This window comes from Paraburkholderia lebeckiae, assembly GCF_050436325.1.
In the GTDB taxonomy this organism is placed as follows: Bacteria; Pseudomonadota; Gammaproteobacteria; order Burkholderiales; family Burkholderiaceae; genus Paraburkholderia; species Paraburkholderia tuberum.
In genome coordinates, this window is record NZ_JBNDLZ010000003.1 from 2,255,566 (window position 1) to 2,281,894 (window position 26,329).

Here is a 26,329-nt window from a genome sequence, read left to right on the forward strand (position 1 = left end):
GTTGATTCATCTGCGTATGTCGCTGATCTTCATCGGCGTGGGCCTTTCTTCGACTGGAGCGGTTGATTTCTCTCCATGGAACTGAAGTGGTTTGAAGATTTCCTGACGCTGGCGGCCACGCGCAATTTCTCGCGCACTGCTGAGCTACGTTTTATGACGCAGCCGGCGTTCCGTCGGTGCGTCAAGATGCTGGAAGAGTGGGTCGGTGTCACGTTGCTCGATCGCAATGCGCAACCGATTGCGCTGACGCCTGCGGGTGAGCGGTTCCGTGATATAGCCGAGGCGGTGGGCCGGCAGCTCTACCAGGGGCTCGACGAGTTGCGGGCGGCAGCGGAGGGGCTCGCCAGTACGGTCAAGTTTGTTGCGACACACAGCCTCTCGTTGACATTTTCCCTCGCTGGATAAGTGCTTCAGAAAAGGCGGGGAAGTGCTTAAGTTTCGGCTCGATACCGGCCATGCGAACGCGTGCGTGCAGATGATGCTGCAGGGCACCAGCCACTTCATGCTGTGCCACACGCATCCTTCAGTCGATATTGGCCTCGACCGAAACAGTTTCGGATCTATCGCGTTGGCTTTGATTGCTTGCTGCCGTTGTCGCGCCCCGGGGCCGACAGTGGGCCGCTCGATTCGCTGGACGGCGCGGCGCCGCATCGCTGCCGGTATCTGGCGTACGCCGAAACGTCCGCCATTGGTCGCGCGGTCGAAAACGTGCTGCGTACCTCGCCGGTAGCCGATCGGCTCGAGCGCGTATTCGTTTCGCCGCTTGCGGGCGTGTTGAACTCGATGGTGCGCGATGGGCGCGGGCTTGCGTGGCTGCCGCAGAGTCAGGTCGGTCGGGAACTCGAGTCCGGCGAATTGGTGCGCGCGGGCTCGGTCGAAATGGGATATCGACGTTGACATCACGCTGTTCCGTACGCGCGCTCGCTTGCCCAGCAGCGCCGAAGCATTCTGGGAAACGCTGACGACCAATTCCGCAACGAATATAGTTCAGCCGGCTGCTGCCTGAGTCGCTGAAAGCGCGAGCCCGCAATTTCACCACTACCGCACACGGTTCGCGATGAGCTAGAAGCGATCAAAGAAATGGTACTTTGCATCCGTTCGCTCGATCCTGCTCGACGCGTCGATATACACGTCGACGCGGCTATAAGGCGGCCTGATATCCACACCGTCACGACTCGCGAAAGGCATGCCGACCTCGATCCACCGGTCTCGCCCAGGGAACATGGGCGTATAGAATCGCTGTGTCTCGCCGGGCAACAACCGGCCGCGCGTTACCTGATCGTTCTCGTTGAGGAAATACGCGACCGGCCTCCGGCGTCCGCCGAGGAATGCAGCACGATCACCTATCCTGCTCGTTCAGAGTGCCGTTGGATAGACGTCGATAATGGACCGCTTACGTTCGAAGGGCGGGCCCCACCTGGCGGATATACCGAGCCGTTGTTGCACAGGTTCCGGCTCGGCGCGAAATCGTAGGTGCAGATCGTAATCGAAACGGCCCTGGTGCGGCCGCGCGATGCATCTGGCTCGTTATCGCGACAGAGCCTTTCGACGTACCAAAATAGCCCGCTGAAATCGCGTCGGTAGGCGCGCCGTGCGTGAACCTCCCGAAAGCCCGAACATCGCCTCCCTCCAGAATTTCGCCGCCGAGGCCGGTGAGACTACCCCATGCGTCCAGTTCCAAAAGTGCGATGCCACGCTCGATTGCTGTGAGACTCATAACTCTGAACTCCATTGAAATTGATGTGACTGCGGTGGATGTGTTGATCTCAGCGGCGACCGTGCCAGTAACCCCACGTCTGATGCATGCCCTTGCCTAGCGTGACAAGCAGCGCGCGGTATTTGTCCTTGCCCGCGATGCTCGCGCGCGGGATCGAACTCACGAGCCGGTACCGCTCGGAGCCGCCCAGAATGCCTTCCGCGAGAATCTTGCAGATGATCTGGCTAGGCGCGACGCCGAAGCCCGAATAGCCTTGGACGAAGAAGACGTTGGGCCGATCCTGCAACGTGCCGATCTGCGGGAAAAGATTGCGCGTGGACGCCATCGGGCCGCCCCATGCCAGATCGATCTGCACGTCCTTCAGATATGGAAACACTTCGAGCATCAGCTTGCGGTTCCATTCCTTCAGGTCCGAGGGAATATGCTCGACGAGCGCCGTCGACGAGCCGAACAGCAAGCGGTTCTCGTTGGTCACACGGTAGTAGTTGATGACGGGACGAATGTCGCTATAGGCGCCGTGGATCGGGCTGATCTGCCGGATCATGTCCGCGCTCAGCGGCTCTGTCATCGAGTTGTAAGCATAGACGTTGATCGTGCTTCGATGCAGTTCCGGCTCGATGCCGTTGTTGAAGCCGTCGCAGGCCCAGACCAGCTTTCTGACTGTCACGGTGCCCTTGGCGGTGCGCACGCGAACGCGATCGCCATACGTGATTTCAAGCGCAGGGCTGTATTCGAAAATGCGCGTGCCGTAGATTTCGGACGCCGCCTTCGCCTCGCCGAGCAGCAGGTTCAGCGAATGCACGTGACCGCCGCCCATGTGAAGCAATCCGGCCTGATACACGTCGGAGCCTATAATTTTCCGCACGTCGGTGCCTTCGACGTATTGGATCTCGTAGTGCGAACCCAGCGACCTGAAGTCCTTCTCCCAACCGCGCAGGGTTTTGGCCTGACGCGCGTTGTAGGCCATATAGCCATAGCCACTCCGAAAATCCGCGTCGATGTTGTACTTCAGGATGCGCTCGCGCATGATCTGCGGGCCGAGATCGCTGAGCGCGAGAATCGCTTTTACGCCGTCATCGCCTACGTCGTGACGGATCGCATCGAGGTCGTGACCGATGCCGGCCATCACCTGTCCGCCATTGCGGCCTGTGCCGCCATAGCCGAGATATCGCGCTTCGAGTACGACGACATCCGTCACGCCCTGTTCCGCGAGTTCGAGCGCAGTATGAATCCCTGAAAAGCCGCCGCCGATAATGACGACCTCGGCCTGAACGTCGTCTTCGAGAGACGGAAAGCTTAGCTGATACTTCTTCGTGGCCGTGTAGTAGGTGGCCGTTTCGTCTACGTGCATCGTGAAGTCCCTTTGACGTCGCATCCCGTGCTTTGCAAAGCATCGCCACGGCCAGTAGCGGGTGCGGCGTCGCCCTGTTTGCGGAAAACTGATTCTCCTGGCGCACATTTTTGACGGTGAGCACAAATTGGCAATGCGATGAGTCACCGGCGTAAAGCAGGGTTTCCGCGGATTCCACTAACACTCAGCCGAGCAGCGTCTCGACCAATCTGCGCTTCGTACCGCCCGGTTCCATAGGATTACGACCGGATGCGTCAAGCCGCGATTGCCGATTTCGGTCTCGACCAACTCGACATTCGTCCGTCATGTGCACGCGAACGCGTCGGAAGAAACGCCCGGCCATATCCCTCAGTCAGCGCGTAACGCAGCATTTCCAGTTCATTCGCGATCTGCAGCGTGTCCGAGATGTGCAGACGCGCGGCGAGCGCCGCCGACTCACCCGTGAGCAGCATGAGCTGCGGATACTCAGCCAGCAACCGGAGGACGCCGCTTACTCCAATGAAAAGAAAGCCGGCGCGGCAGAGAGTTCCGATGGAACCAACGCCCGCCACTTCAGATCGGAGCCGACACTGCGGTTCACCGTCTGACAGAACGCGAAATCGGCGCGACGCATGCAATGCCACTTCCGCTTCCTCGGGCGCCGCATCGCTCGGCCGTCGTTTATCAACGCATGCACGGAACCAAAGCCGCCATGATTCGCTTGTGACGGCGCGACCGGGTGTTGCCGCAGGCGTTTGCGCGACGGTCGCCGCCCCCTGCCGGACTCGCAACGCGTAGACCCGGCAGGTCTGCCGTCGATCGGCCAAGTCTGCAGAAAATGGCCGGCCTGTGTGTCAGAACCGCGTACTGAACCCGATCCGCGCGATCGACTGCAGCGCGCCGCTCGATGCGCCATTCGGGTCCGTCACGCCGTTGATCTGCGCATAGCTGCCCCGGCTCGCGCGCTGGTGGACGCCCTCGACGTACACCATCGTGCGCTTGGACAGCGAGTACTGGACGGCGGCCACGAGCTGGTGCGCGTGCGCATTGTCCAGCGCGTCGTTACCCTTCATGTACATGTAGACCGCGCCGATTACCCAAGCGGGCGACGGTTGCCACGACGCGCCGGCTTCCGCCGACCAGACGCCCGCCCCGTTCTGCGCATTGCGCACGGTCGTCACTATCGCTCTCCCCGTGACCGCGCCGACCTTGTAGTGTAGGCCCGCGCCCCAGTTGCTGATGCTGGTGGCGGGGCTGCCGTTCGCGGAGCCATATTTCTGGTTGGTATACGCCGCGCCCGCACCGAATGGCCCATTCTCGTAGCTCGCGCCGACGCTGACCGTGTTGTTCGCGCCGACCGAGCCTGCGACATTCCCGAAACCGTAAAGCGCGCCGACGGTCAGGCCCGACAGCAACGAGCTCGCGTACTTGATGGAATTGGCGACGCGGTTGCTGCCCGCGACGCGATCCCAGTCGAATGCGCCGGTCGGGTTGTTCGGCAGCGCGAGCTTGCCAAACGGGCCGTTGCGGAAACCGTACAGGCCGGCGACGTCCTGTGCGATTTCGTTGCCGCTCGCGGCCAGCGCGTCGACCATGAACTCGTACTGGTTGCCGAGCGTCAGCGTGCCGTACCGGTCGTTCTGCAGCCCGACGTAAGCCGTGCGCGCGAACAGGCCGCCGCCCATAATGGAGCCGTTAGCGAGCGAATACTGGTTCACGAGCCTGAAGATCGCCCGCGTGCCACCGCCAAGATCTTCCTTGCCTTCAAAGCCGAGAAGATTCGGAAAAAAGACGTTGTCGTCGAACTTGGCGTTGCCGTGGCCGCCTTGATTGCTCACATAACTCAGCCCGACGTCCATTAGCCCGAACATCGTCACGCTGCTCTGGGCGAACGATGCGACCGGGATCGCGTACACCGCAATTGCCAGAAAGGTCTTTTTCGTCATCTCTAATGTGCTCCTCACATGTTTCCGATCGGATCGGATATTTTGATTGGACTACTGATTTTCTTTATTGAAATCCGGATGAGCCTGTTTCGATCCAGCCCAAACCGATGAAAGTCGCGGGCGCGCCGGGGCATCCGCGTACCGCATATCCGCCGACACTGAGACCCCTCGACCCTCTCCCGCCTGGGTGCCAGACCGTCGAATGTGTGCCGTCCGCCGGCACGACTGCCCTGCCCGGCCATGACCGAAGCGCCGTTCAGCAGCCGCCCGTGCGCTGCACCGGAGCTGCGTGCGATCGAGGATCTGCCGCGACGCCTGCGCGTCGGCCATCAGGCCGCTGCTGAACGGCGTGTCGATCGAGCAGGCCGCGACGGTGCTCACGCAGACGCCGGGGTCGGCCTACGTATGCGCGAGCTAGCGCGCGAACTGCGCGATCTTGCCGTTACTCGCGCCGCACGCGGGCCGGTCCCTGCTGCCGATGCACGTCGACGCCACATTGACGATACGGCTGCCTTGTGGGCCGACGCCGATTTCGTTGACCAGGATGTCGAGCTTCGTCGGCGGGGCCATCGCGCGCTTCAGTGTGTCGCTGCCGGCAAACGTCGAGCCTCAGCGCGACGACCGATGCACCCGCTTTCCGCCAAGCGCGGGTCGGGCGCGCGCAGATGCCAGACGCGCCGCGTCACGACGACCGTTCTTCCTTCAGACGTCCACCGACGACTCATGCTTGATACTCGCGCTGATCTGTGCGCGATGGACAGTCAGGTGCGCGGGGGAAATCAGAATCTTGATCTGCGTGCGATCCGCGAGCAGTGCGTCGAAACCGTCGGCCACCGCAGCCTCGAGCGACACGATGCGTGTGACGATCGACGTGAGATCGAGCGCGCCCGACGCGACGATGCGCAGCAGGTCTTCGTACGCGTGCCGATAACCGACGCTTGCCGTCAAGGTCAGCTCATCGTTGACCGCGCGGAATGCGTCGAAGCCGGCGTGCGGCATGAGACCGACCATCACGAGGCGACCGCCCTTGCGCAGCGCCTGCATGGCCGCTTCGAACGTGGCCGGCAGGCCAGCCGCTTCGAAACTCGCATCGACGCCGAGCCCCCCTGTAGCGGCGCGAATCGCGGCGCGCAGTGCTGGCCCGTCGAGCGTGCGTGTATCGAAGGTGTGCGTCGCGCCGAAGCGCGCGGCCGCGGCGAGCCGCTCAGGCGACACGTCGATCGCCACGATCGTCGTCGCGCCCTGCAGCTTCGCGAGCATGATCAGCAACAAGCCGATCGGCCCGAGCCCGAACACCGCGCAGGTCTCGCCGAGCCGGAGTTCACCGCGCCGCAGCGCATGCAGCGCTACAGCGGCCGGCTCGGTCACTGCTGCCTGTTCGAGACTCACGCCGTCGGGCAGGCGGTGCAACATGTACGCTGGCACGACCGCGAAGTCGGCCATCCCGCCGTCGCCCATCAGCCCGGCGAACCCCATCGACACGCACAGGTTGTACGATCCGGAGCGGCAGTACGCGCACTGGCGACAGCGATACTCCGGCTCGACCGCGACGCGGTCGCCCGTGGTCAGCGTCGTGACGCCCGCGCCAACCTCAACGACGGTGCCGCAGAACTCGTGACCGAGCGTCAGCGGCGCGTTGCGGCCGGACAGGGGATGCGGCGTGTCTACGGGAATCGCATGCGGGCCGTCCGCATATTCGTGCAGGTCGCTGCCGCAGATCCCGCAATAGGCGACCGCGATGCGAACGTCACCCGGGCCGACGAGCGGCGTGTCGATTTGCACGAGACGGACATCGCGCGGGCCGTGCCATTGAAGTGCACGCATGTCATCGTCCTCCGACTTTCTGCGTATTGAGATGGCTCGCGGCGGCGCCGACGAGCGCGCGCTTGCGCAGCACAGCGGGCGCGGTTTCGACGACACCGAACGACAGTACGCACGCGAGGATCGCGCCGGCCGCCGATGTCCACATCGCGAACTGCAGGCCGTACTGGTCGGCCGCGAAGCCCGCGACGGTCGGTGCGACGAAGCCGCCGATCAGTTCGCCTGCGCCCATGATCAGCCCGAGCGCGCTGGCGATCGCGCGAGGCGGGACGGTCTCGGCCGGGATCGTGGCCATGAACAGCGTGAAGCAGCCGAGGCCCGTGTACGTGGCGAACACCAGCGCGCCGAGCGCCCACACCGAATCGACATGGATCATCACGATCGGACAGACGGCGGCGATCAGCGCGAACACGATCATCGTCGGTTTGCGGCCAATGCGGTCGGAGATCGCCGGCACCGCAAAGCCCCAGAACACCCACGCGGCACCGAGGCAGGTCATCACAAAGCCCATGTCGGACGCGGACAGATGGCGGTTGCTGACCAGGAAGGTCGGCGCGAACGAGATGACCACGACGAACCACGTTAGGAAGCAGCAGCTGATCAGCATGCAGAGCAGGATGTTGCGTTCCTTCAGCAGCGCCCAGCGGCTGATGGCCGCGCCGCCTGCCGGATGCTCCGTAGCGCCGTCGGCGTGCGCGTGCCGCACGCCGACGGTCGGTACTTCGCGCACCCAGCGCCAGAGGCAGAACGCGATCAGGAAGCCCGGGATGCACGATACATAGAACGCCTCGCGCCAGCCGTACGCGGTCGCGATGCCGATCACGACCGGCGGGCCGATCATCGCGCCGAGCAGGCCGGCGGCCGAGCCTTGCAGCAGCCCCATGTTCAGCCCGCGGCGAGTCGGCGTCGAACTCTCGACCATCAGCGATTGTGACAGCGGCAGCACCGGGCCTTCGGCGATGCCCATCAGCGCACGAAACGCGATCAGGCTCGCGAATCCGCCGACGAGCCCCGACAGCGCCGAGCATACGGAAAAACCGAGCACGGCCGCGATCAGCAGCGGTTTGCGCGTGCCGCGCGCGTCGGACCACGCGCCTGCCGCGGCGCCCGACAGCGCCCACGTGAGCGCGAGCGCGGACGACACCATGCCGAGCTGCGTGTTCGTCAGGTGCAGTTCGGCCGACATGAACGGGAACAGGAACGACAGCGCGAGGCGGTCGAAGAAGACAAAGCCGAACGTCATGAACAGGATCAGCAGCAGCCTGTTCTCGTACGACCATGCGTGTTTGGGGGAAGAGTGGGATGTCATGGCCGGCCTCCTCGCGCGTCAGCGGAACAGCTTCTCGATCGCTTGCGCGCCGAGGCCGACCTTCTCGTAATGCGCCTTGCACATCGCGATGTACGAATGCACGTCGAAGTAGCCGTCGGGGTTGCCTTCGTCGTCGAGCCAGATCAGCGGCCCCGTGACGATGAAGAACGCGCGCATCGGTTCCGGGTGGTCGAACGCAACGAGCGTGTGGCCTTCGCCCGGCGTCTCGTACACGAAATCGCCGCGCGTCGCCGTCCATTCGTGCTCCAGGTAGCCCCATTTGCCGGACAGCGTGTATGCGAACACCTCGTGCGGGTGATAGTGCCGGTTCACGAGCCCGGCCTCCTTCGCCACCAGAATGTCGCACCACTTGTTCTGGGACGGCGAGATCCACAGCGGACGCGACGAAACCGTTTCGGTAAACGGAACGTAATAGCGCTCGTCTTCGGTGGCTGCGTTCTGGATGTAGGCTTCCGGCAGTGCATCGGGCTTGAACGGATTGGCAATCGCCGGGATGTTTTGCCAGAATTCGGATATGGCTTTGTCGACCACGGTATGTCTCCTTATAGATTGGTGTCGTGGGGTCGACTTTATCCAGGTCGTGCTCGCCGCTCTTGACCGCGATGGACGAATTGCTTGCTCGAGCGAGACATTGCGGCGCACAAATCGCTGCGTGAACCATTCCTAAATCATGCCGCTCGGTGCGACAGGCGCCAGCAGGAGGCAACATGGTCAGTTCCACCGTTTTTTTGTGTACGCAAGGCTCGACGTCCGACGTACCGGCGTGCGAGCGGATGGCGTACTGGGAGGCACTATGCTCAACGACACTGGTCGGCCTGCGCTGCTCCTCTTTGTCGCCTGGCGGTTTAGAGGTCGAAAAGACCGGCATCGCAATGCCGGGCCTCGGCATCGCCGATATCAGGGGACAGGACCACGTGATCGAGCGCAACCCGGCGCTGGTGCGCCAGATGCCGAAGGAATCGGTGTTTGCTTGCCAGCTTCTTCAGGGTCGCGCGTATTTCATCCAGCGCGACCGGTGCCTGCTCGCGGAGGCTGGCGACATCGTCGTCTACGACACGCGTATTCCGTACCTGTTCGGATTCCTAACGCCAATGCGGCAGTTGCTGATCGACGTGCCAATCGCGACGCTCGACAACCGGTTGGAGTCGGGCCTGGACCAACTGCCGCTGAAGATCGCACCGCGTGCTGGCAGCGGCGCGATGCTCGGCAAGACACTGCATGCAACCGTCGAGCGTTTTATGGGTAATCCGGTGGACTCCGAAGTCGCGCGGTTCTGCCAGTACGCGCGCACACTGCTCGCATCAATCATCGAAGTGGAACTGCATGGCGCGAGTACGTCGCGCGCCTCACTGTCGTACCTGCTGACGGCAAAGCAGTACATCGCGACCCGTCTGGCTGAACCCGGGCTCACACCGCAGGCCGTGGCCGATGCGGTCGGATTGTCGCTGCGGCATCTGGGCCGGCTCTTCGCTGCCGACGGGGAATCGATCATGCAGCATATCTGGGAGGAGCGCGTTTCGCGGGCGTACCGGGAGCTCGTGGACCCACGCCTGAGCAAGGCAACCGTCGGCGAAATCGCGTTCCGCTGGGGGTTTTCGAGCCAGGCGCATTTCAGCCGCGCGATCCGCGAACGATACGGCGCGGCGCCGGTCGTGCTGCGTGAGGCGGCACGCTTCTGACCATCGGTCGCCGTACTGCACCGACTCGTCAAGTGTTCAGAGTGGTACGTCAGCGCTTCGCAATCCAGCTGAACTCGTACTTAGACCAAGGCGCGCAACGAACAGCGACGGCCCTCGCCCGCGACCGGTGAAGCAGGTAACAGGCGGTCGACGCGCAGTTCGCGCGGCTAAAGGAAACGCGCTCCGGATATGTCCAGCGTTGTCATCCTTCCGGTTGATACCGCCGTGAGGCGACGCTCGATATTGTCTTCGAATGGCCGCATCGGAGCGCGCAACGCAAGGATGCATTCGTTAGACGATAAGAGGAGTTCATTTGATGTCTTCCCAACCTCCGTTCATTCAGGTGGGCGCGCTTGCCGAGGGTTTCGCGCCCAACAGTCACAGCCTTGCCCCACGGGCGGACCTCGAAGGCCGTACGCTGGCTCTGGGGTTCGACGACGGCACCTACGAAACGCTGATTTTCGATGCGGACGGCCGTGTCCGCTCGAGATCCGGTGCGCACGCTTGCCGCGTGACTTCGCTGCGCGACGGCATCTTTCTGATTGACTACGTTGGGGGCGGGGACGGCGGGTGCCCTTCGACGACTAGCGTCGTCGCCGATCTGCGACTGGGGCTTTGCACCGTCGTCACCGGGCGTCTGCCCGACGAAGACCAAACGCGCGTCGCTGCATTCACGCGCGTCGAACGAGGCTTGCCGCTCACCGGCGTGGATGTGCGGATTCGACACGGCCGAATCGAGGTCAAAGGCGCGAACCGGGACGCACCGCTGCATCGGCCGACCGTTGAACTCGTCGGCATGCGTAACCTGTACACGTACAGCAAGACCGAGCGCTACGAGCATATCTATCTGAACGCGGATTTCTATGCATGGCACTGCCTGTCCGGAGCGGAGTCCGGTCTGGCGGATGTCGATCGCTGCCATACGGTCGGCATAGCCGACAAGCTATATCTGTTCGTCTGGTGCGAAAAAATCATTCCAACACTCGGCGTTCTGCTGATCGATCTGGAACAGATGAAGACCGACGGCAAGGTCTTTGGTTACGAGAGCGGTCATTTCGATTCCCTGTCGAATTTTCCCGTCGGTGCATTCGCCCAGGTGCTCAACGTAACGACGCATCCTGAATAAGCGGGGCCGCGCGATCGCAAAGCGTCGCGTCCCGACATCTTTCCCGCTCGCCATACGTTCGACCAGCCGCCGCATTGCCGATCCGTGCTAACGCGTTTCTGCTCGCGCCGCTAGGATTGTCGGCGGAGCACGAACTGGGGGGGCCGGCATGTCGACCATACTTCGCGATGTCACAGGTAGCGCTGGAAATCCCGCGGGCGCAGACGTAGGAACCGCGCCTGCCGCCTTCGTGCATGCGCTGGAGGCGAGCGTCACGGCGCTCGCGCGCCTGAGTCGGCCAACCGCGACGGCTTTCTACTGGATCGGCGCGGACCAGGAGCCGTCAGGGTTCGAACTGTTTGGCGTGGCAGAGTCGATGCACCGGACCTACCTGCAGCGCTACAGCCGGCTCGATCCGCTGCATCCTTCGCGTATCGCGGCTGAGCCATGCAACGTAGTGTCGCTCGCCAGCGAGCTGCCGCTGCCATTGCGCGAGCGCTCGGTCTATTGGCAGCGCTTCCTGAATCCGCACAGGGTGGTCGACGTGATCGAGGTGCTGGTGCGCGACGGCAGCCAGCCCGTGGCCGCGTTTTCGTTGCTGCGCATGATGCCCGCCGGTCCTTTCTCCAATGAGGAATTCACCCGCGTGCAGGCCGTCCAGCCCCTGCTCGAAGTTGGATTGTTGCCGTCGGTGAAAGACCGACGACCGTTGCGCGCGCGTGCCGCCGATGGCGCTGGACTCACACATCGGGAACAGCAGATCGCCCGACTCGTCCGGGATGGCCTGTCGAACAAGGCGATAGCACGCACCCTCGCGCTGGGCCAGCCGACTGTTAAAACGCATCTGTTACGCATGTTCCGCAAGCTCGACGTGTCGAGCCGGACGGAGCTCGTTGGCGCGCTGTTCTTTTAATGAGAAAGCTGAATGTAATTTCGAACCGCCATCATTGAGACGACAGTCCGAGTTCGCCAGGTCAGTCAGAACGCGTCGGGTTTCGCAGGAGAGGACAATGGAATTTCGCAGCACCACCCTTGCCGATGCCCACGACTTGTCGCACGCGGTCCCCGGTTGGGAGCAGGCTTACCGCCAGATCACCCCCGGTCGCTTCGAGGGCACGCTATTTCAGGCGAATGGTCCCGGCTTCCAGTTCTACTGCGAGGCCACCAACCGGCGCGTCGCGCAGACGGGCGTCTCGCCGACGGGCCTCTGGTCGATAGGCGTTCCGCTCTATGCGCCGATGCACGGCACGTTTCAGGGACAGGCAGTCGACGGCTATGCGATCATGGCGCTCGGCGAGAGGGAGGAGTTTCAGCTCTATACTCCGGAGTCGATGCATTACGTCGTCGTCAGCCTGCCGGCCGGGATCATGGAGGAACTCGTCGGCATCACGGCTGGCGACGCGGCCGTGCGCCAGCTCAGGAAGCATGTGCTGCCGGTGTCGGGTGAAAGCGTGGCCGTTCTGCGCGCGGGCCTCGCGCGCTATTTCGAAGCCGGCGAGAGCAACCCGGCCGGCCTCGTCGAACCATCGGTGACGCAGTTCTTTCAGGACGAAGTCGTGAGCCTGATGCTGGGCCTTCTCGACTCTGCGGCGGACGCGACGCGCGATTTCACGCATAGCACTTACAGCGACATCGTGCGGCGCTGCGAGCGGCTCGTGCACGACCAGGCCGACCGGCCGCTCACGGTGCTAGACCTGTGCCGTCGCCTGCGCTGCTGCCGCCGCACGCTCCAGACGAGCTTCCATCGGGTCGCAAACGTCACCCCCGTCGAGTACTTACGGTCGATCCGCCTCAACGCGGTACGACAACTTCTGCGCTCGACCGCTTCAGCTGAACTGCTGATCGGTGACGCGGCCGCCCGCTGGGGATTTACGCACCTGAGCTATTTCGCACGCGAATACCGAGAACTCTTCGGCGAGTTGCCGTCGCAAACGCCCAGGAAATGCTGAAGCGAGGGCGCCGCGCATGCCGGTGACGCAAGCGCATTTGTTGCAGTTCGTAGTTGACGCACATGCTGTTCATAGAATCGCTAGCGTCCCCATTAACTCTGCTAACGCAGGCGCGTCGATGGAAAAGCCGTGAGAACCGAGCGGCGGCAGACCATCGGGCGCATCTCAGCAAAGCAGGCGGAGTTCGGAGGTATAGGTTGCGACGTGGCATAGGTGGATGCTTGTCCCCAACGTCGAAAACTGCGTTTTGTCCTGAAAACAGGGCTAAGGTTTGACTAGTCCAGCACAGCGAAAGGATCCCCCGCCGCGTGCACAACATATGTTGGAGATCGCTAATTCTGCTAGCGGTGCCCGTCAGGGCGCTAATGCTGTGCGTTAATTATGCTAGCGTGGCTCTCTGATCGAAGGCGGACACTCCGCCCGGAACGACTAACTGGGCGCAGCATGACACTTCGGTTGTCGAGGTCCACATACCACCTTGGTTAGGTATCCGATGTAAATCACAAAGTCCAACACATGACGGCGTTTTCGTTCGCCTCAGTAGATCGGCATTCCCTAGCATCGAAATACATTACCTTCCGTAGTCTCGTTGCTGTCGCCTGTAACTCGCGTATCTGTCGCCTCGATCGGCAGCCACATTAGCCGAATTAGAGGACACTCTGGTCAACGGCTATGCGTCCATCTTGCCGGCGGGTATCGCGACGTTGGCCAAGGCGCCGAAGCAGCAACTGATGGTCGCGCATGACGCGATAGACGCGCTTGGCGTTCACGCACGGATCACCAGTCATTTCGTGACTACGTCGCAGCAGTGTCCAGACTTTCCGATACCCATACGTCAGCAACACTGCCACATGCTCGTGGATTGCAGCGACCGTTCCGAATCGTCGGTATGCCGGGCGCGGCACCCATCCTGCCAGTCCGGAGAGCGCGTTTTTTTGACTGCGAGAGCAGAGCGCGCCACGCCGAGAACATCACAGACCGTTTTCATTGGTCGTCCCCCGGCCAGTCGTCTCATCTTCACCCCGGTTTCCTTTTGATACATCAGAAAAAACGGTGATGTTCGCTGGTGCTCGGACCGCTTTGAATTCTGTCGTGGATGACGGCTCGCCGTTGTGCGTGACGTTTGCGCTGGACTGCCACGACCGGGAAGCCATCAGCTGAGCAGCGACTACTGGCGGCCATAGCGGCGATGTCGTGCGTGATGTGATGCTCGCAGCGGTGGAGCAACGCTTCGGCACGACCGGGACAGGTGCGCGCATCGAATTACTCTCGGACAACGGCTCCGCTTACATCGACCACGCACGCGCAGCTTTGCTCGTGAGCTGGGTCTGGAGCGTTGACTACACCCGTTCGATCGCTGCAGAGTAACGGCATGGTCGAGTCGTTCGTGAAGACCATCAAGCACGATTACATTGTTCATGCACAAGCCTGATGTGCCAACAGCGCTCTCGAATCTGGCATCTGGAAAGAGGCATTCCGTTTTCCATCGAGAAGCCGTGCGGAACTTCTAGCGACGACGTACGGCGCGTCGCGGCAGCAGCGCGCAGCGCAAGTGCATTCGTATAGGGCTTTTCACTTTAGGCTCAATTGCATGCGCGTATCACTCGAAGCGCTAACTGCGCTGCCACTGTCGGATTTTGAAAGTGTTCAGTTTCGCATCATCGCGGGAAGCCCGCTCCGATTCCTCGATTCGTCACCTTGGCTGATCGACCCTGTCGCAGCTGGCGGAGGCTGCATGATGAACCTAGCACATCATGCGATTGATTTTGTCCTCAGCATTAACGGGTCCGCTGTTGTCGAAGTCGAGGCGGCCGTGTCGAATGCGGCACTAAGTCTTTTGGTCGAAGATACCGCAACGCTGAACTTGCGAACGGAGGACGGTTCGCTCAGCGTGATTGAAACGGGATACACCCGTCCGGCCGAGGCGGATTTTCGTAAATGTTTCCGTGTTGGAGACCGTGCGCCGCGCCCGTGATGCCGAAGGATCGTGTCGCATATCTGCGCGACAGCCACGAATCAATCCTCTTACCAAGACCAACGGCGTCACCGGTTCTGGACTTTTACTTACCTTAACGCTGTCGAACGGCGTTGAACCCAAGGCGCGGCTAAGATTCCTGTTAGTCGCAACGGACAACGACCGAAATCAGTTCTTCACTATCGATCAGTTGCAGATTGATCGCCCGCACCGGTCTGCCCCATCGACCAACCAGGAACTTCTAGATGCCTCTCTCGCCTGAACAGACAGACCCTGTCGCCATCGCCAACGAGTTGGAGCGACGGAAGAGGCTTGCCTTGTCCACAAGGCTTCAGATTGTCGGGAAGATGTCCGCCGTGCTGGCGATATCGTCGTTGCTCCTGTCCGCCTGCGTGCCGCTTGCACCTTTCCCGCCGCCTCCGCCCCCGCCTCCACCGGTCGTGCCTCTCCTGGTCCCCTTGGCGCCGGGGCCCGGTCCTGCGCACTTCTGAGTCAATGGCCAGCGAGCGTCGACGCTAGGTGGTCTGCGCCGCATAACGAGGTGGCGTGTGCATAACCTGCCCGTGTCGTTGACGCAGACCTGCGACGTGTGCATTTGTCACCGGCACATGACCTTCGGCCGGACGAGGACAGCAGAGGGAATGGATGGAAGGTACTGACGACGTACATCTTTCGCACGCGCTACGTCGGTCGGCCTTCGCCCGCCGGTAGAGAATTCGCCCTGTTCCGGGGCAGTCGTGCGGCATCAGCGATCATACTGTTTCATGTGCATCGGCTACGTCCACAGGCAGGGCGCCGGACTGCGGAATGTTGATTTCCACGGAATGCTGACCCAAGGGTGGTGCTGCGACGGTCCGCACGACCGCCAGGGAGCCGATGCGCGAGAGAAAGTCGACGATGAAATTCCAGCGGTTGTGGCCTCGCTCTTTTATCGCGACGCAGGCTTGCTTGGCGCCGCCATGCTCGGCAAACGTGCTATCACAAGGAGACCACCACCCGGTCGCGGCGTGGCTCGGATATCGCCACCGTGCAGCGCTAGTGCTCGCCGGGCGATGGCCAGCCCCAGACCGGTGCCGGGCACTGACCGCATCGCAGCATCGCGCGGGTACGACTCGAGGCGCCGGAACGGTTCAAAGATCTCTTCGCACGATTCCACAGGTACGCCCGGGCCTCTGTCGCCCACGCTGATTTCGAGCCACCCGGCTCCGTCGCCTGCCCCTTGAGACGATTTAAATGTGCGCGCGCGAACCTCCACGGTTGTATGAGGGGCGGTGTACTTGATGGCATTGCGCACGACGTTCTCGAAAGCGCGGTAAAGCGGTTCTCCGACGACCTCCGCCACAAAAGTGTCTGGCGCGTCAAATTTCACCGCGCAGCTGCGCGCCTGCGCCTCGAACGCTGCGTCCTGCACGATGTCGGCCAGCAGTTCGATGATATCCAAGCGTTCGCGCGCCGGGTTCATGGCGCCCGCCTCCAGTTTATGCAGAGTCAGAAGCTCTTCAATGCACTGGTCCAGCAGCTCCGCTTCCCGCGCAATGCGCTCGCCCATCGCCGCTGCTGATTCGGGGTCTTGTTGCATGAGCCCGATCGCAGCCTGGATGCGCGCTAACGGTGACCGTAGCTCGTGCGACACGTCATGAAAGAGCTGACGCTGCTGCATCGCGGCCTGCTGGAGACGCGCGGCCATGTCGTCAAACTCGCGTGCCAGATCGGCGAACTCATCGCGGCGGGAGCCGAGTGCGGGCGAGACACGGACTTCGAAGCGCGCCCCCGCCGCGTCGCGCAGCGCCAGGCTCAGATGACGCAACGGTTTGGACAGATACCAGGCGAGCGCGAAGGCCACTGGCAGCGCCACCGCGGCCCCCGACAGCACGGGGATGCGCAGATCCAAGGGCATCGCACTGGGCGGGGGCAGGTTATGTCCAGTCGCGTACAGATAGAAACCGGCGCACGCGAATGCCGCCGCCATGGCGAGCCAAAGCAGGAAGAAACATCTCCAGAATAGGCGTCCGAGCGGCAGTTGCATGGTTCAATCCGTCAGAAGCTGGTAGCCCATGCCGCGCACGCTGACGATCCACGGCTGCCCGTCGGGGCGTTGGCCCAGCTTCTGGCGGATGCTGCTGAGGTGTACGTCGATGCGCCGGTCGAAGCGTGCCAGCGGCCGGTCGAACGCCTGCAGCGAGATATCCTCCTTGCTGACCAGCCTCCCGGCGTGACGGACCAGAATTTCGAGCAGGCTGAACTCCGTGCCGGTCAATTCGAGCGGATTTCCTTGCCAGGTGGCGCGCCGGCTGGAAGGCCACAGCATGAGCGGTCCGGCGTGGACCGGGTTGCTGGAGCCCGCCGTACTCGTGCCGGACGCACGGCGCAGGATGGCCCGCAGCCGCGCGACGAGTTCGCCGGGCGTACAAGGCTTCGGGACATAGTCGTCGGCGCCAAGATTGAGGCCGGAGATGCGGTCTATCTCGTCGCCGCGGGCCGTCAGCATCAGCACCGGCACGCGGCTGGCCGAGCGAATGCGGCGCAGCGCCTCGATGCCCGATAGGCGCGGCATCATGACGTCGAGCACCACGATGGCGAAGCCCCCGGACAGCGCGCGTGCCACACCGGCCTCCCCGTCGTGCGCGACTTCGGCGGCAAAGCCTTCGTGGGCAAGATACTGCACCAGCATGCCGGTCAGTTCGACGTCGTCGTCGATCAGCAGCACCGACGTCATGGAGGTTCGATCGAGGTTCATCATGAAGCCAGTATGGCGCAGCCGGTATTGCACGAGAAAGCCTTTCCCGCCGAATTTTACGCAACTTAACCTAGCCATACCGCGCCAGATCATGCGCCCTGGACAATAGCGCTCGTCGGCCCGAAGCGGGCAAGGGAGCGTGCATTGAATGAAATGGATCAAAACCGGCGCCGCCGCGCATGGGTGGCCGCCGTCACGGGCAGCCTTGTGTTGTGCGCCTGCGCATTGCAGCCGCCTTACCAGGCGCCACGGGTGGCCGCAGCCATCGGCTGGCAGGCCGAACTGCCGCATGGCGCAAGCGTCGAGAACCTGGTTGATTGGTGGCGCCGCTTCGATGACCCGGCGGTTGCAGAACTGATCCGCACGGCCGAGGCCGACAGCCCGACGCTCGCGAAGGCCGTGGCCCAGATCAACGAAGCGCGCGCCACGCTGGCTTCCAGCAGCGCTGATGCGTGGCCCGCATTGACCGGCAGCGGGTCGGTCATGCGGGATAAGTCCGTCATGGCTTTGGGCAATACCAGCCTCACGAGCCTGACGACCACGCGCAGCGGCACGCTCGACGCCTCCTGGGAAATCGACCTGTTCGGCAAGGTGCGCTCAGGCCGTGAATCGTCGCAAGCGCAACTGGAAGCGCGCGTCGACGACTGGCATGACGCGCGCGTTTCGCTGGCTGCCGAGGTTGCCGACGATTACGTGCAGTACCGGGCATGCCGCCAGCTTGCGCGCGCGTATGACCAGTCCGCGGCGTCGTACGCGCAGACCGAGAAATCAACGCTTGCGGCGGTCCACGCCGGCATGACGCCCTCCTCGGACGGCTATCTCGCGCAAGCCAGCACGGCCAGCGCCAACGCAACAGCCACGCAGCAGCACGTCGCGTGCGAAGAACTGATCAAGTCGCTGGTGGAGCTCACAGGTGACGGCGAGCAGGCACTGCGCGACATCGTCGACCGGCCGGAAGCGCCGGATCTGCCCCGGCCGGCCGCATTCCGTGTGCAGACCGCCCCCGCCGACCTCATCCGCCAACGGCCCGATCTGGCATCGTCCGAGCGCGCGCTGGCCGCCGCCTATGCCGCCATCGGGCAAGCCCGCGCCGATCGTTTCCCAAGTCTCTCGTTGTCCGGCTCGGTTGGGCTCTCGGCCACCAGTCTGACTGCCCCCATGTCCACCTGGTCGTTCGGGCCAAGCCTGTCGGTTCCGTTGTTCGATGCGGGCAAGCGCAAGGCTGCCGTGGATTCGGCGCAGGCCAGCTATGACACGCAACTCGCGGCCTATCGCCGTGCGGTACGTACGGCGATCAAGGAGGTCGAGGTGGCACTCGCCGACCTGGATGGAGCCGCACGCCGTAGCGACGATGCGCGCCGCGCTGCCGAACAATACCGTCGCTATGAGAGCGCCGTGGAAACCAGCTGGCGCGCCGGCTTCGACACGCTGCTGACGCTGGAACAGGCGCGCCGCTCCCTGACCGGCGCAGACATCACGAACATCGAACTGCAGCGCGACCGCATCCGCAGCTGGATCGCGCTCTACAAGGCCCTGGGCGGTGGCTGGCAGGGCAATGATGCGGTGATCTCGGCTGGCCATCCCGCGCCCACTACACCTGCCACCTTGCAAGGAATCACACAGTGAAGCTGAGTCCCCCTAAGGCCGCATTGGCAGCCTTCATCATCGTTGCCGGAGCAGCCGCCTGGCGGCTGACACCTGGATTGCGAGCCCACGCCGAGACGCAAACGCCACCCGCCGCACTCACCGTCAGCCTGGTCGAACCGCAGTACCTGCCATGGCCTGACACCATTGAGGCCAATGGCAGCACGGCGGCCTGGCAGGAAGCGGTGATCGGTGCCGAGACAGGCAGCTTGCGCATTACCGAATTGCTCGTCGATGTAGGTAGTGAGGTCAAGCGCGGCCAGATGCTCGCGCGGCTCGCCGATGCAACGGCGACAGCGGACGTGCGCAAGCAGGAGGCCGCAGTTACGCAGGCACGCGCCAATCTGGAGCAGGCCGAGGCCGACGTGAAGCGTTCCAGGCTGGCCGCCGACAGCGGTGCCCTATCGACGCAGAAGCTGGATGAATACCGCATCACAGAAACCGTCGACCGCGCCACGTTGGCTTCGGCCGAAGCCGACTTGCAAAACAGGCGTATCGCCCTGTCGCAAACGCGCATCGTCGCGGTAGACGATGGCATCATTTCGTCGCGCGCGGCGCTGCTTGGCAACGTGGTAGGGGCCGGCACCGAGCTGTTCCGACTCATTCGCGAAGGGCGAATCGAATGGCAGGCTGAGGTCGATGCACAGCAGTTGGCGCGTATTCGCGCAGGGCAGTCAGCGCGCGTGACGTTGCCGGACGGAAAAGTGGTCGACGGCAAGGTCCGGCTAGTCTCACCCACGCTGTCGACCAACACCGGCCGGGCCATCGTCTACGTTGCACTGAACGGACACGGCGCCCAACCCGGCATGTTCGCCAGCGGCACCATCGAACTGGATACGGCACAGGTATGGACGCTGCCGGAATCGGCGCTGGTGCCGCGCGACGGCCGCACCGATGTGTACGTGCTGAATCCCGACGGCGCGACTGTCGCTCGGCGCACCGTGGTAGCGGGACGCCATCGCGACGGCCGCTGCGAAATTATCTCGGGGCTCGAATTCGGTACGCGCGTGGTAGCCAGCGGCGGCGGCTTCCTGTCTGAAGGCGCGCTGGTGAAGGTGGTGCAGCACAAGGGGCTCGCCGGCATCGCTGCAGCAGCTGGCATGGCACAAGGAGGAGTTCTATGAACATCTCTTCCTGGTCGATCCGCAATCCCGTGCCAGCGGTGCTGTGCTTTATTCTGCTGACTGTCTTCGGCCTGGTCGGCTTTCACAAGCTGCAGGTGCAGGATTTTCCTGAGATGGATCTGCCGACCATCAACGTCTCCGCATTGCTGGAAGGCGCGGCCCCGTCGCAACTGGAAAACGAGGTGGCCCGCAAGATTGAGGACAAACTAACCTCGCTGTCGCAACTCGACCACATCACGACGAAGATTACCGACGGGGCCGTGAGCATCAGCGTCACGTTCAAGCTGGAAAAAGATCCGCAGGCCGCGCTCAGCGAGGTGCGCAATGCTGTGGACAGCGCGCGTGCCGAACTGCCAGGCGAAATGGCCGCCCCTACCGTGTCGAAAGTCGACACCGCGGGCGCCGCTCTGCTCACTTACACGGCCCGTTCCGCGGTGCTCGATGAGCAGGACCTGTCCTGGCTCGTCGACGACGATCTGGCCAAGGCACTGCTCTCCGTTAAAGGGGTTTCCAAGGTTGAGCGCATCGGCGGCGTCGACCGAGAGGTGCGTATAGACCTCAATCCTGCGCTGATGTCAGGTCTTGGCCTGACGGCGGAAACGGTCTCGGACCAGCTCACGTCGATGCAGCGCGAACGCTCGGGCGGCCAAGGCGACATCGGCGGCCAGCGGCAAGCGGCGCGCACGCTGACGGGCGTCGGCACTGTCCAGGACCTGGCCGCGCTGACCATCGCCGCTGGCGACGGTCGGCGCGTGCGCCTCGATCAGATCGCTCGTGTCAGCGATGGCGCCGCGGACCGCACGACATACGCGTACCTGAACGGCGTGCCGGTCATCGGCGTGCAGATCACCCGCTCGAAGGGCAACTCCGACGTAACCGTTCTGCACGACGTGCGGCGCGCCGCAGCGGCGTTCGCCGCCGCGCACCCGCAAGTACGCCTCGCCGAGGCGAGCAATACGGTGACGCCAGTCGAAGAGAACTATGAAGGCTCCATGAGCATGCTGATCGAGGGAGCGCTGCTTGCCATCGCGGTCGTCTGGTGGTTCCTGCGCAATGGCCGGGCCACGGTGGTTTCTGCGGCGGCACTGCCCCTCTCGATCGTCCCGACGTTCGGCTTCATGTACCTGGCCGGCTATTCGCTGAATACGGTGACGCTGCTCGCGCTCTCGCTCGTGGTCGGCGTTCTTGTCGACGACGCGATCGTCGAAATCGAGAACATCGAGCGCCATCTCCGCATGGGGAAATCCCCGTTCAGAGCCGCGATGGAAGCCGCCGACGAGATTGGCCTCGCCGTCGTCGCGACGACGCTGAGCCTCGTGGCCGTGTTCCTGCCGACCGCGTTCATGACCGGAATCCCTGGGCTGATCTTTCGGCAGTTCGGCGTGACGGCATCGGTGGCCGTGGTGATCTCGCTGCTAGTCGCGCGCCTGCTCACCCCCATGATGGCCGCCTATCTGATGAAGGCAGCTAGTCATACCGGGCACGACGGCCCGCTGATGACACGCTATCTGCGCTGGGTTCGCACGTGTCTCGACAAGCGAAGCCGCACGATGACGGCCGTCGGCGCTTTCCTGCTGCTCTCCTTTGCGATGGTTGCCGCGTTGAAGACGGGCTTCTTTCCGCTGCAGGATAAGTCGCAGACACAGGTGAAGCTCGAACTGGCGCCTGGCAGCACGCTGGAATCGAGTCGTGCCACCGTCCTTCGGGCCGAAGCGCTCACCCGCAAACTGCCCGAGGTACAAGGCGTCTTTGCCTCCGTGGGTCGCGCCAGCGGCAGCGGTGATCCTATCGAGGGCGCCAGCAGCACGCCCGACGCGCGCAGCTCGACACTGATCGTCGACCTGGTCCCGCGCAGCGAACGGAGCCGAAAGCAGCCAGCGGTGGAGGACGCGATTCGCGCGCAGTTGCGCGAGTTACCGGGTGTGCGGGTATCGGTGAACAACGGCGGCAACGGTGAAATGCTGCAAATCACGCTGGCTGGCAGCTATCCGGCTTCGCTGGAGGCAGCGGCGGCCGAACTGGAAAAGCAACTGCGAACGCTGCATGGCATTGGCAACGTCACGTCCAGTGCAGCACTACAACGACCTGAAGTGCAATTTCGGATAGACGCGGCACGTGCCGCCGCCCTGGGCGTGACTGCCGAGTCCGCGGCGAACGCCCTACGCATCGGTACCTACGGCGACTACTCCACGACGCTGCCCAAGCTGAATCTCCCCGCACGGCAGATTGCCATACGTGCCCGTCTCGATCCAGCGTTGCGGCAGAATCTGGACGCCATTGGTCAGTTGCGAGTGGCAGGCAGCCATGGGAGCGTGACGTTGGCCTCGGTCGGCTCGCTGTCTATCGGCAGCGGTCCGTCGCAGATCGACCGGATAGACCGGGATCGCAACATCACATTGTCCGTCGAACTCAATGGGCGCACGCTCGGCGAAGTCAGCGACGAAGCACAGCATTTGCCGGCGCTTCAACATATGCCACCCAACGTCCACCAGGTGCAAGGAGGTGAAACCGAGCACATGGGCGAGCTGTTCGGCAGCTTTGGCCTTGCCATGGCAATCGGCATCTTCTGCGTCTACGCGGTACTCGTGCTCCTGTTTCACGATTTCCTGCAGCCGGTCACCATCCTGTGCGCGTTGCCGCTCTCGATCGGCGGAGCGATGCTCTCGCTGCTGACTACCCGCATGAGTTTTTCCATGCCGGCGCTGATCGGACTGCTGATGCTGATGGGCATCGTGACCAAGAACTCGATCCTGCTGGTCGAGTACGCCGTGATTGCACGGCGCGAGCGCGGCATGAGCCGGCTGCAGGCGTTGACGGACGCCTGCCACAAGCGCGCCCGACCCATTGTGATGACGACCATCGCGATGGGCGCCGGCATGCTGCCCAACGCGCTTGGACTAGGGGCGGAGCCCAGCTTCCGCCAGCCGATGGCAATCGTTGTGATCGGAGGCTTGCTCGCTTCCACCTTTCTGAGCCTGATCGTGATTCCGGTCGGATATACGTTTGTGGACGATTTCGAACAGTGGCTGCGCTGCCGGTTCAGGCGCATCGCAAGAACGGAAGATGCCAGCTTCGCCGAAGATACAGCATCCTGATGAAAACTTATCCTCACCTGGTCGTTTGCAGCGAATGCGATACAGTCTACCGCCGTCCCTCGCTGACACGGGGCGAGACGGCGCGCTGCAACGAATGTCACGCGACGTTAGATCGCGCAAGCCATCTGAACGTCGATCACTGGCTGGCCCTGACGGTAGCCGCGGCCATCGTGTACGTGATCGCCAATGCTTGTCCGGTGATTCGAATCGGGCTGCGCAGCCAGCATAACGAAGCGACGATCTGGCAGTCCGTGGCGGCGCTGGAGCACGGTGCGGCTGCGCCCATCGCAGTACCGGCCGCGATGTCGGTGATCGGGGTGCCGTTTTTGCAGATCGCGCTGCTCGCATGGGTGCTGGCCTACGCGCGGTCCGGCCGCCGCGCCCCGGGGTTCGCCGCGGCGATGAGGCTGCTTGTCGCGTTACGGCCGTGGAGCATGGTCGAGGTTGCGTTGGTTGGCATTCTCGTAGCCCTCGTCAAGCTCTCGGGCTTTATGGAGGTCACGCCAGGTGCCGGCGCATGGGCCATGGCGGCATTGATGACGTTGATCACGCTGGTCACTCATCGCGACATCGAGCAGCTGTGGGATCTGACAGAAGGCGGTGCGCGAGCATGAGTCCACACCCTCGCGCACAAGAACTAGGCGTGCTCGGTTGCCATGCATGTGGCCTGGTCTGCGAAGCACCGGCCGATGGCAACGAACCGGCACGGTGTTCGCGCTGCTGCGCCTGGCTGCATCGCCGGCGACCCGACAGCATCGCGCGCTCCTTCGCGTTCCTGCTGGCGGGAATCATTTTCTACCTCCCCGCCAACGCCATGCCGGTGATGTACACAACCAGGCTGGGCCGTGGTAGCGACAGCACCATACTGCAAGGCGTCTTCGCGTTCTGGACGTCCGGCTCCTACGGGATCGCACTGGTGATCTTCATCGCCAGCGTGGCCGTGCCCTGCGCGAAGTTCCTGAGCCTCGGCCTGCTGCTTCTCACTGCCCGGCAAGGCAGCCACTGGGCACGCCACGAGCGCGCCAGGCTTTATCGCATGATCGAGCTGATCGGCTACTGGTCGATGCTCGACGTGCTCGTGGTGGCGATCGTCGCCGCACTGGTCAAGTTTCATGCGCTGGCCGACGTCGAGCCGCGCGCAGGCATTCTCTTTTTTGGCGGCATGGTGATCCTGACCATGCTTTCAGCCATGCAATTCGATCCCCGCTTGATCTGGGACGGTAAGAAGCCATGAACGACATCCGTGAGCAAAAGCCCGAGCCGAGCCTGCCCGTGGTAATCCGGCGTCGCCGACGCGTTTCCCTCGTCTGGCTTGTGCCGATCATCGCCACGCTGATCGGTTTTTCGCTACTGCTCCATACGTGGTTGTCGACGGGACCGACGATCTCCATCTCCTTCCAGACCGCGACCGGGCTGGACGCCGGCAAGACGCCGGTGAAATACAAAGACGTGACGGTCGGGACAGTGACCTCCATCTCCTTGAGCCAGGACGGCTCGCACGTGATCGCAGCCGTCTCGCTGAACAAGAGCGCTGAAAGCTTGGTACGCGCCGATACGCGCTTCTGGGTGGTACGCCCTCGCATCGGACTCGGCGGCGTATCAGGCATCGATACGCTGCTGTCTGGCGCCTACATTGGCATGGACAAGGGTACCTCACAGCAGTCCGGCCGGATTTTCACGGGACTCGAGACCCCACCGACCGTCATTAACAGCATGCCCGGCAAAAGCTTCATGATCCATGCCGACGACCTCGGCTCCCTCGATATTGGCTCCCCGGTCTATTTTCGCCGTATCCAGGTAGGCCGCGTCGCGTCCTACCGGCTGGGAGCCGATGGTCGCGGTGTCAACCTCCACGTTTTCGTCAATTCGCCCTACGACCGCTTCGTCACGACAGGCACGCGCTTCTGGAACGCGAGCGGTGTCGACGTTTCGCTAGGCGCCGACGGCCTGAAGCTCAACACCCAGTCGATGGCTACCGTCATGGCGGGCGGCATCGCCTTTGCCACACCGCCCGACGGCAGGCAGGATCCAGCTCCGGCCACGCCCCCCTTCGAGCTGGCCAAGGACGAACAGACCGCGATGGCGCCGCCAGACGGTCCGGGCCAGACCATACAGTTGCGCTTCGAACAGTCCCTGCGTGGTCTCGCAGTGGGCGCGCCCGTGGAATTCTCGGGACTGAACATCGGTCAGGTGGTGTCGATGCGGCTCGATTACGACGCCGCCAAACATCGTTTCCCTTCGGTCGTCGGCATCGTCGTGTATCCGAGCCGCGTCGGGAGCGTGCTCGAGCAACTGCCGACGTACAGCGGCGATTCCGAGCAGCAGGCGGCCCAGTTTCTCGCCGGCATGGTCCAACACGGCTTGCGCGCCCAGGCCCGCTCCGGAAACCTGCTCACCGGCCAGCTCTATATCTCGCTTGAATTTGTGCCCAACGCGTCAGCGGCCGCCTTTGACATTCACGCTCGCCCGCTGACGCTTCCCACCGTAAGCGGAAGCTTCGACCACATGCAGGAACAAATCGCCGGCATCGTCACCAAGATCGACAAGATTCCGCTGGATTCCATCGGCCGCCGCCTCGACGCTTCACTGGCAGGGTTGCAGGAGACGCTACAACACGTCAATGGACAGATTTTGCCAGCCGCAGCGCAGACCTTGCAGCAAACGAATCAGGCGCTCGGATCGGTGCAAAGCACGTTCGCTGCCGACGCGCCATTGCAGCAGAGCCTTCTACAGTCATTGCAGGATCTGCAGCGTACCGCCGGTTCACTGCGCACTCTCGCCGACATGCTTGGCCGTCATCCCGAAGCGCTACTGCGCGGAATGCCGGGCGATTCGCGACCCACCTCGAACGCCAATCCGGCATCAACGGGAAACTGA

23 protein-coding genes and 2 pseudogenes are annotated in these 26,329 nt (G+C 63.1%); 15 read left to right on the forward strand and 10 right to left on the reverse strand.

From position 1 onward, the window contains the following. The first annotated feature begins 75 nt into the window (after positions 1–75). Together OKW44_RS28295 and OKW44_RS28300 are read left to right on the forward strand one after the other, a co-directional pair. Entirely contained in the window at positions 76–405 is a 330-nt protein-coding gene (locus OKW44_RS28295; protein WP_026225459.1) for a LysR family transcriptional regulator, read from the forward strand. A 177-nt stretch (positions 406–582) separates the two neighbouring features. Beyond that, entirely contained in the window at positions 583–897 is a 315-nt protein-coding gene (locus OKW44_RS28300) for a LysR family protein (RefSeq protein WP_018418431.1), read from the forward strand. A gap of 869 nt (positions 898–1,766) precedes the next feature. Here the strand turns inward: OKW44_RS28300 and OKW44_RS28305 are convergent. The 3 genes from OKW44_RS28305 to OKW44_RS28315 all read right to left on the reverse strand — a co-directional run bounded on the left by OKW44_RS28305 (position 1,767) and on the right by OKW44_RS28315 (position 4,993). After that, positions 1,767–3,068 (reverse strand): NAD(P)/FAD-dependent oxidoreductase, encoded by a 1,302-nt coding sequence (locus OKW44_RS28305; protein WP_018418433.1) that lies wholly within the window; start codon positions 3,066–3,068, stop codon positions 1,767–1,769. Between the two features lie 254 nt (positions 3,069–3,322). Continuing rightward, positions 3,323–3,691 carry a hypothetical protein gene (locus OKW44_RS28310; protein ID WP_162633898.1) on the reverse strand — a complete coding sequence of 123 codons (369 nt, stop codon included), beginning with the start codon at positions 3,689–3,691 and terminating at the stop codon, positions 3,323–3,325. A 210-nt stretch (positions 3,692–3,901) separates the two neighbouring features. Further along, a complete protein-coding gene (locus OKW44_RS28315; RefSeq protein WP_018418436.1) occupies positions 3,902–4,993 on the reverse strand; it encodes a porin in 1,092 nt (363 codons plus the stop codon). Positions 4,994–5,282: 289 nt separating this feature from the next. Between OKW44_RS28315 and OKW44_RS28320 the strand changes: the two genes are divergently transcribed. Beyond that, positions 5,283–5,411 carry a hypothetical protein gene (locus OKW44_RS28320; protein ID WP_018418437.1) on the forward strand — a complete coding sequence of 43 codons (129 nt, stop codon included), beginning with the start codon at positions 5,283–5,285 and terminating at the stop codon, positions 5,409–5,411. On the opposite strand, the gene OKW44_RS28325 is transcribed toward OKW44_RS28320, so the two are convergent. The 4 genes from OKW44_RS28325 to OKW44_RS28340 form a co-directional block, all read right to left on the reverse strand. Next, on the reverse strand, positions 5,408–5,563 hold the full coding sequence (locus tag OKW44_RS28325; RefSeq protein WP_018418438.1) for a hypothetical protein: 156 nt from the start codon (positions 5,561–5,563) through the stop codon (positions 5,408–5,410). The genes OKW44_RS28320 and OKW44_RS28325 overlap by 4 nt on opposite strands. 132 nt (positions 5,564–5,695) lie before the next feature. Beyond that, complete coding sequence (locus OKW44_RS28330) at positions 5,696–6,817, reverse strand: 2,3-butanediol dehydrogenase (RefSeq protein WP_018418439.1); 1,122 nt, start codon at positions 6,815–6,817, stop codon at positions 5,696–5,698. A 1-nt stretch (position 6,818) separates the two neighbouring features. After that, a complete protein-coding gene (locus OKW44_RS28335) occupies positions 6,819–8,123 on the reverse strand; it encodes an MFS transporter (protein ID WP_018418440.1) in 1,305 nt (434 codons plus the stop codon). An 18-nt stretch (positions 8,124–8,141) separates the two neighbouring features. After that, positions 8,142–8,675, reverse strand: coding sequence for a 2,4'-dihydroxyacetophenone dioxygenase family protein (locus OKW44_RS28340; protein ID WP_018418441.1), 534 nt, complete (start codon positions 8,673–8,675; stop codon positions 8,142–8,144). A gap of 176 nt (positions 8,676–8,851) precedes the next feature. On the opposite strand from OKW44_RS28340, the gene OKW44_RS28345 reads away from it, so the two are divergent. The 4 genes from OKW44_RS28345 (at position 8,852) to OKW44_RS28360 (ending at position 12,877) form a co-directional block, all read left to right on the forward strand. Then, a complete protein-coding gene (locus tag OKW44_RS28345; protein WP_026225460.1) occupies positions 8,852–9,823 on the forward strand; it encodes a helix-turn-helix domain-containing protein in 972 nt (323 codons plus the stop codon). 316 nt (positions 9,824–10,139) lie between these two features. After that, positions 10,140–10,949 (forward strand): MoaF C-terminal domain-containing protein, encoded by an 810-nt coding sequence (locus OKW44_RS28350; RefSeq protein WP_018418443.1) that lies wholly within the window; start codon positions 10,140–10,142, stop codon positions 10,947–10,949. A gap of 148 nt (positions 10,950–11,097) precedes the next feature. Beyond that, a complete protein-coding gene (locus tag OKW44_RS28355; RefSeq protein ID WP_018418444.1) occupies positions 11,098–11,841 on the forward strand; it encodes a helix-turn-helix transcriptional regulator in 744 nt (247 codons plus the stop codon). A 97-nt stretch (positions 11,842–11,938) separates the two neighbouring features. Beyond that, positions 11,939–12,877 carry a helix-turn-helix domain-containing protein gene (locus OKW44_RS28360; RefSeq protein ID WP_018418445.1) on the forward strand — a complete coding sequence of 313 codons (939 nt, stop codon included), beginning with the start codon at positions 11,939–11,941 and terminating at the stop codon, positions 12,875–12,877. 656 nt (positions 12,878–13,533) lie between these two features. Here the strand turns inward: OKW44_RS28360 and OKW44_RS28365 are convergent. Then, positions 13,534–13,880: pseudogene (locus tag OKW44_RS28365) on the reverse strand (IS3 family transposase); the annotation flags it as partial. 58 nt (positions 13,881–13,938) lie between these two features. On the opposite strand from OKW44_RS28365, the pseudogene OKW44_RS28370 reads away from it, so the two are divergent. Together OKW44_RS28370 and OKW44_RS28375 are read left to right on the forward strand one after the other, a co-directional pair. Then, positions 13,939–14,352 (forward strand): annotated as a pseudogene (locus OKW44_RS28370) (DDE-type integrase/transposase/recombinase); the annotation flags it as partial. A gap of 116 nt (positions 14,353–14,468) precedes the next feature. Beyond that, on the forward strand, positions 14,469–14,852 hold the full coding sequence (locus tag OKW44_RS28375; RefSeq protein ID WP_162633899.1) for a Gfo/Idh/MocA family protein: 384 nt from the start codon (positions 14,469–14,471) through the stop codon (positions 14,850–14,852). Positions 14,853–15,780: 928 nt separating this feature from the next. On the opposite strand, the gene OKW44_RS28380 is transcribed toward OKW44_RS28375, so the two are convergent. Both OKW44_RS28380 and OKW44_RS28385 read right to left on the reverse strand, forming a co-directional pair. Then, the gene (locus tag OKW44_RS28380) at positions 15,781–16,878 is read right to left on the reverse strand and encodes a sensor histidine kinase (protein ID WP_018418446.1); all 1,098 of its coding nucleotides are present in this window, start codon (positions 16,876–16,878) and stop codon (positions 15,781–15,783) included. A 3-nt stretch (positions 16,879–16,881) separates the two neighbouring features. Next, positions 16,882–17,568 (reverse strand): response regulator transcription factor, encoded by a 687-nt coding sequence (locus OKW44_RS28385; RefSeq protein ID WP_018418447.1) that lies wholly within the window; start codon positions 17,566–17,568, stop codon positions 16,882–16,884. Between the two features lie 174 nt (positions 17,569–17,742). Here OKW44_RS28385 and OKW44_RS28390 point away from each other — a divergent pair, with 174 nt between their 5' ends. Genes OKW44_RS28390 through OKW44_RS28415 form a run of 6 tightly spaced genes read left to right on the forward strand, consistent with a single transcriptional unit; the run spans position 17,743 to position 26,329 of the window. Then, on the forward strand, positions 17,743–19,215 hold the full coding sequence (locus tag OKW44_RS28390) for an efflux transporter outer membrane subunit (RefSeq protein ID WP_018418448.1): 1,473 nt from the start codon (positions 17,743–17,745) through the stop codon (positions 19,213–19,215). Beyond that, complete coding sequence (locus OKW44_RS28395) at positions 19,212–20,357, forward strand: efflux RND transporter periplasmic adaptor subunit (RefSeq protein ID WP_051103737.1); 1,146 nt, start codon at positions 19,212–19,214, stop codon at positions 20,355–20,357. The genes OKW44_RS28390 and OKW44_RS28395 overlap by 4 nt, the downstream gene beginning before the upstream one ends. Beyond that, positions 20,354–23,452, forward strand: coding sequence for an efflux RND transporter permease subunit (locus OKW44_RS28400; RefSeq protein WP_018418450.1), 3,099 nt, complete (start codon positions 20,354–20,356; stop codon positions 23,450–23,452). The genes OKW44_RS28395 and OKW44_RS28400 overlap by 4 nt, the downstream gene beginning before the upstream one ends. After that, positions 23,380–24,066, forward strand: coding sequence for a paraquat-inducible protein A (locus OKW44_RS28405; RefSeq protein WP_239498996.1), 687 nt, complete (start codon positions 23,380–23,382; stop codon positions 24,064–24,066). The genes OKW44_RS28400 and OKW44_RS28405 overlap by 73 nt, the downstream gene beginning before the upstream one ends. Beyond that, positions 24,063–24,686, forward strand: a complete 624-nt coding sequence (locus OKW44_RS28410; RefSeq protein WP_026225463.1) for a paraquat-inducible protein A — start codon at positions 24,063–24,065, stop codon at positions 24,684–24,686. Before OKW44_RS28405 ends, OKW44_RS28410 begins: the two co-directional genes overlap by 4 nt. Continuing rightward, entirely contained in the window at positions 24,683–26,329 is a 1,647-nt protein-coding gene (locus tag OKW44_RS28415; RefSeq protein WP_018418453.1) for a PqiB family protein, read from the forward strand. The genes OKW44_RS28410 and OKW44_RS28415 overlap by 4 nt, the downstream gene beginning before the upstream one ends.

Coding starts and splice junctions, on each gene's coding strand:
- OKW44_RS28295 (WP_026225459.1), top strand. CDS start 76: ATGGAACTGAAGTGGTTTGAAGATTTCCTGACGCTGGCGGCCACGCGC.
- OKW44_RS28305 (WP_018418433.1), bottom strand. CDS start 3,068: ATGCACGTAGACGAAACGGCCACCTACTACACGGCCACGAAGAAGTAT.
- OKW44_RS28315 (WP_018418436.1), bottom strand. CDS start 4,993: ATGACGAAAAAGACCTTTCTGGCAATTGCGGTGTACGCGATCCCGGTC.
- OKW44_RS28325 (WP_018418438.1), bottom strand. CDS start 5,563: ATGGCCCCGCCGACGAAGCTCGACATCCTGGTCAACGAAATCGGCGTC.
- OKW44_RS28330 (WP_018418439.1), bottom strand. CDS start 6,817: ATGCGTGCACTTCAATGGCACGGCCCGCGCGATGTCCGTCTCGTGCAA.
- OKW44_RS28335 (WP_018418440.1), bottom strand. CDS start 8,123: ATGACATCCCACTCTTCCCCCAAACACGCATGGTCGTACGAGAACAGG.
- OKW44_RS28345 (WP_026225460.1), top strand. CDS start 8,852: ATGGTCAGTTCCACCGTTTTTTTGTGTACGCAAGGCTCGACGTCCGAC.
- OKW44_RS28350 (WP_018418443.1), top strand. CDS start 10,140: ATGTCTTCCCAACCTCCGTTCATTCAGGTGGGCGCGCTTGCCGAGGGT.
- OKW44_RS28355 (WP_018418444.1), top strand. CDS start 11,098: ATGTCGACCATACTTCGCGATGTCACAGGTAGCGCTGGAAATCCCGCG.
- OKW44_RS28360 (WP_018418445.1), top strand. CDS start 11,939: ATGGAATTTCGCAGCACCACCCTTGCCGATGCCCACGACTTGTCGCAC.
- OKW44_RS28375 (WP_162633899.1), top strand. CDS start 14,469: ATGCGCGTATCACTCGAAGCGCTAACTGCGCTGCCACTGTCGGATTTT.
- OKW44_RS28380 (WP_018418446.1), bottom strand. CDS start 16,878: ATGCAACTGCCGCTCGGACGCCTATTCTGGAGATGTTTCTTCCTGCTT.
- OKW44_RS28385 (WP_018418447.1), bottom strand. CDS start 17,568: ATGACGTCGGTGCTGCTGATCGACGACGACGTCGAACTGACCGGCATG.
- OKW44_RS28390 (WP_018418448.1), top strand. CDS start 17,743: ATGGATCAAAACCGGCGCCGCCGCGCATGGGTGGCCGCCGTCACGGGC.
- OKW44_RS28400 (WP_018418450.1), top strand. CDS start 20,354: ATGAACATCTCTTCCTGGTCGATCCGCAATCCCGTGCCAGCGGTGCTG.
- OKW44_RS28410 (WP_026225463.1), top strand. CDS start 24,063: ATGAGTCCACACCCTCGCGCACAAGAACTAGGCGTGCTCGGTTGCCAT.
- OKW44_RS28415 (WP_018418453.1), top strand. CDS start 24,683: ATGAACGACATCCGTGAGCAAAAGCCCGAGCCGAGCCTGCCCGTGGTA.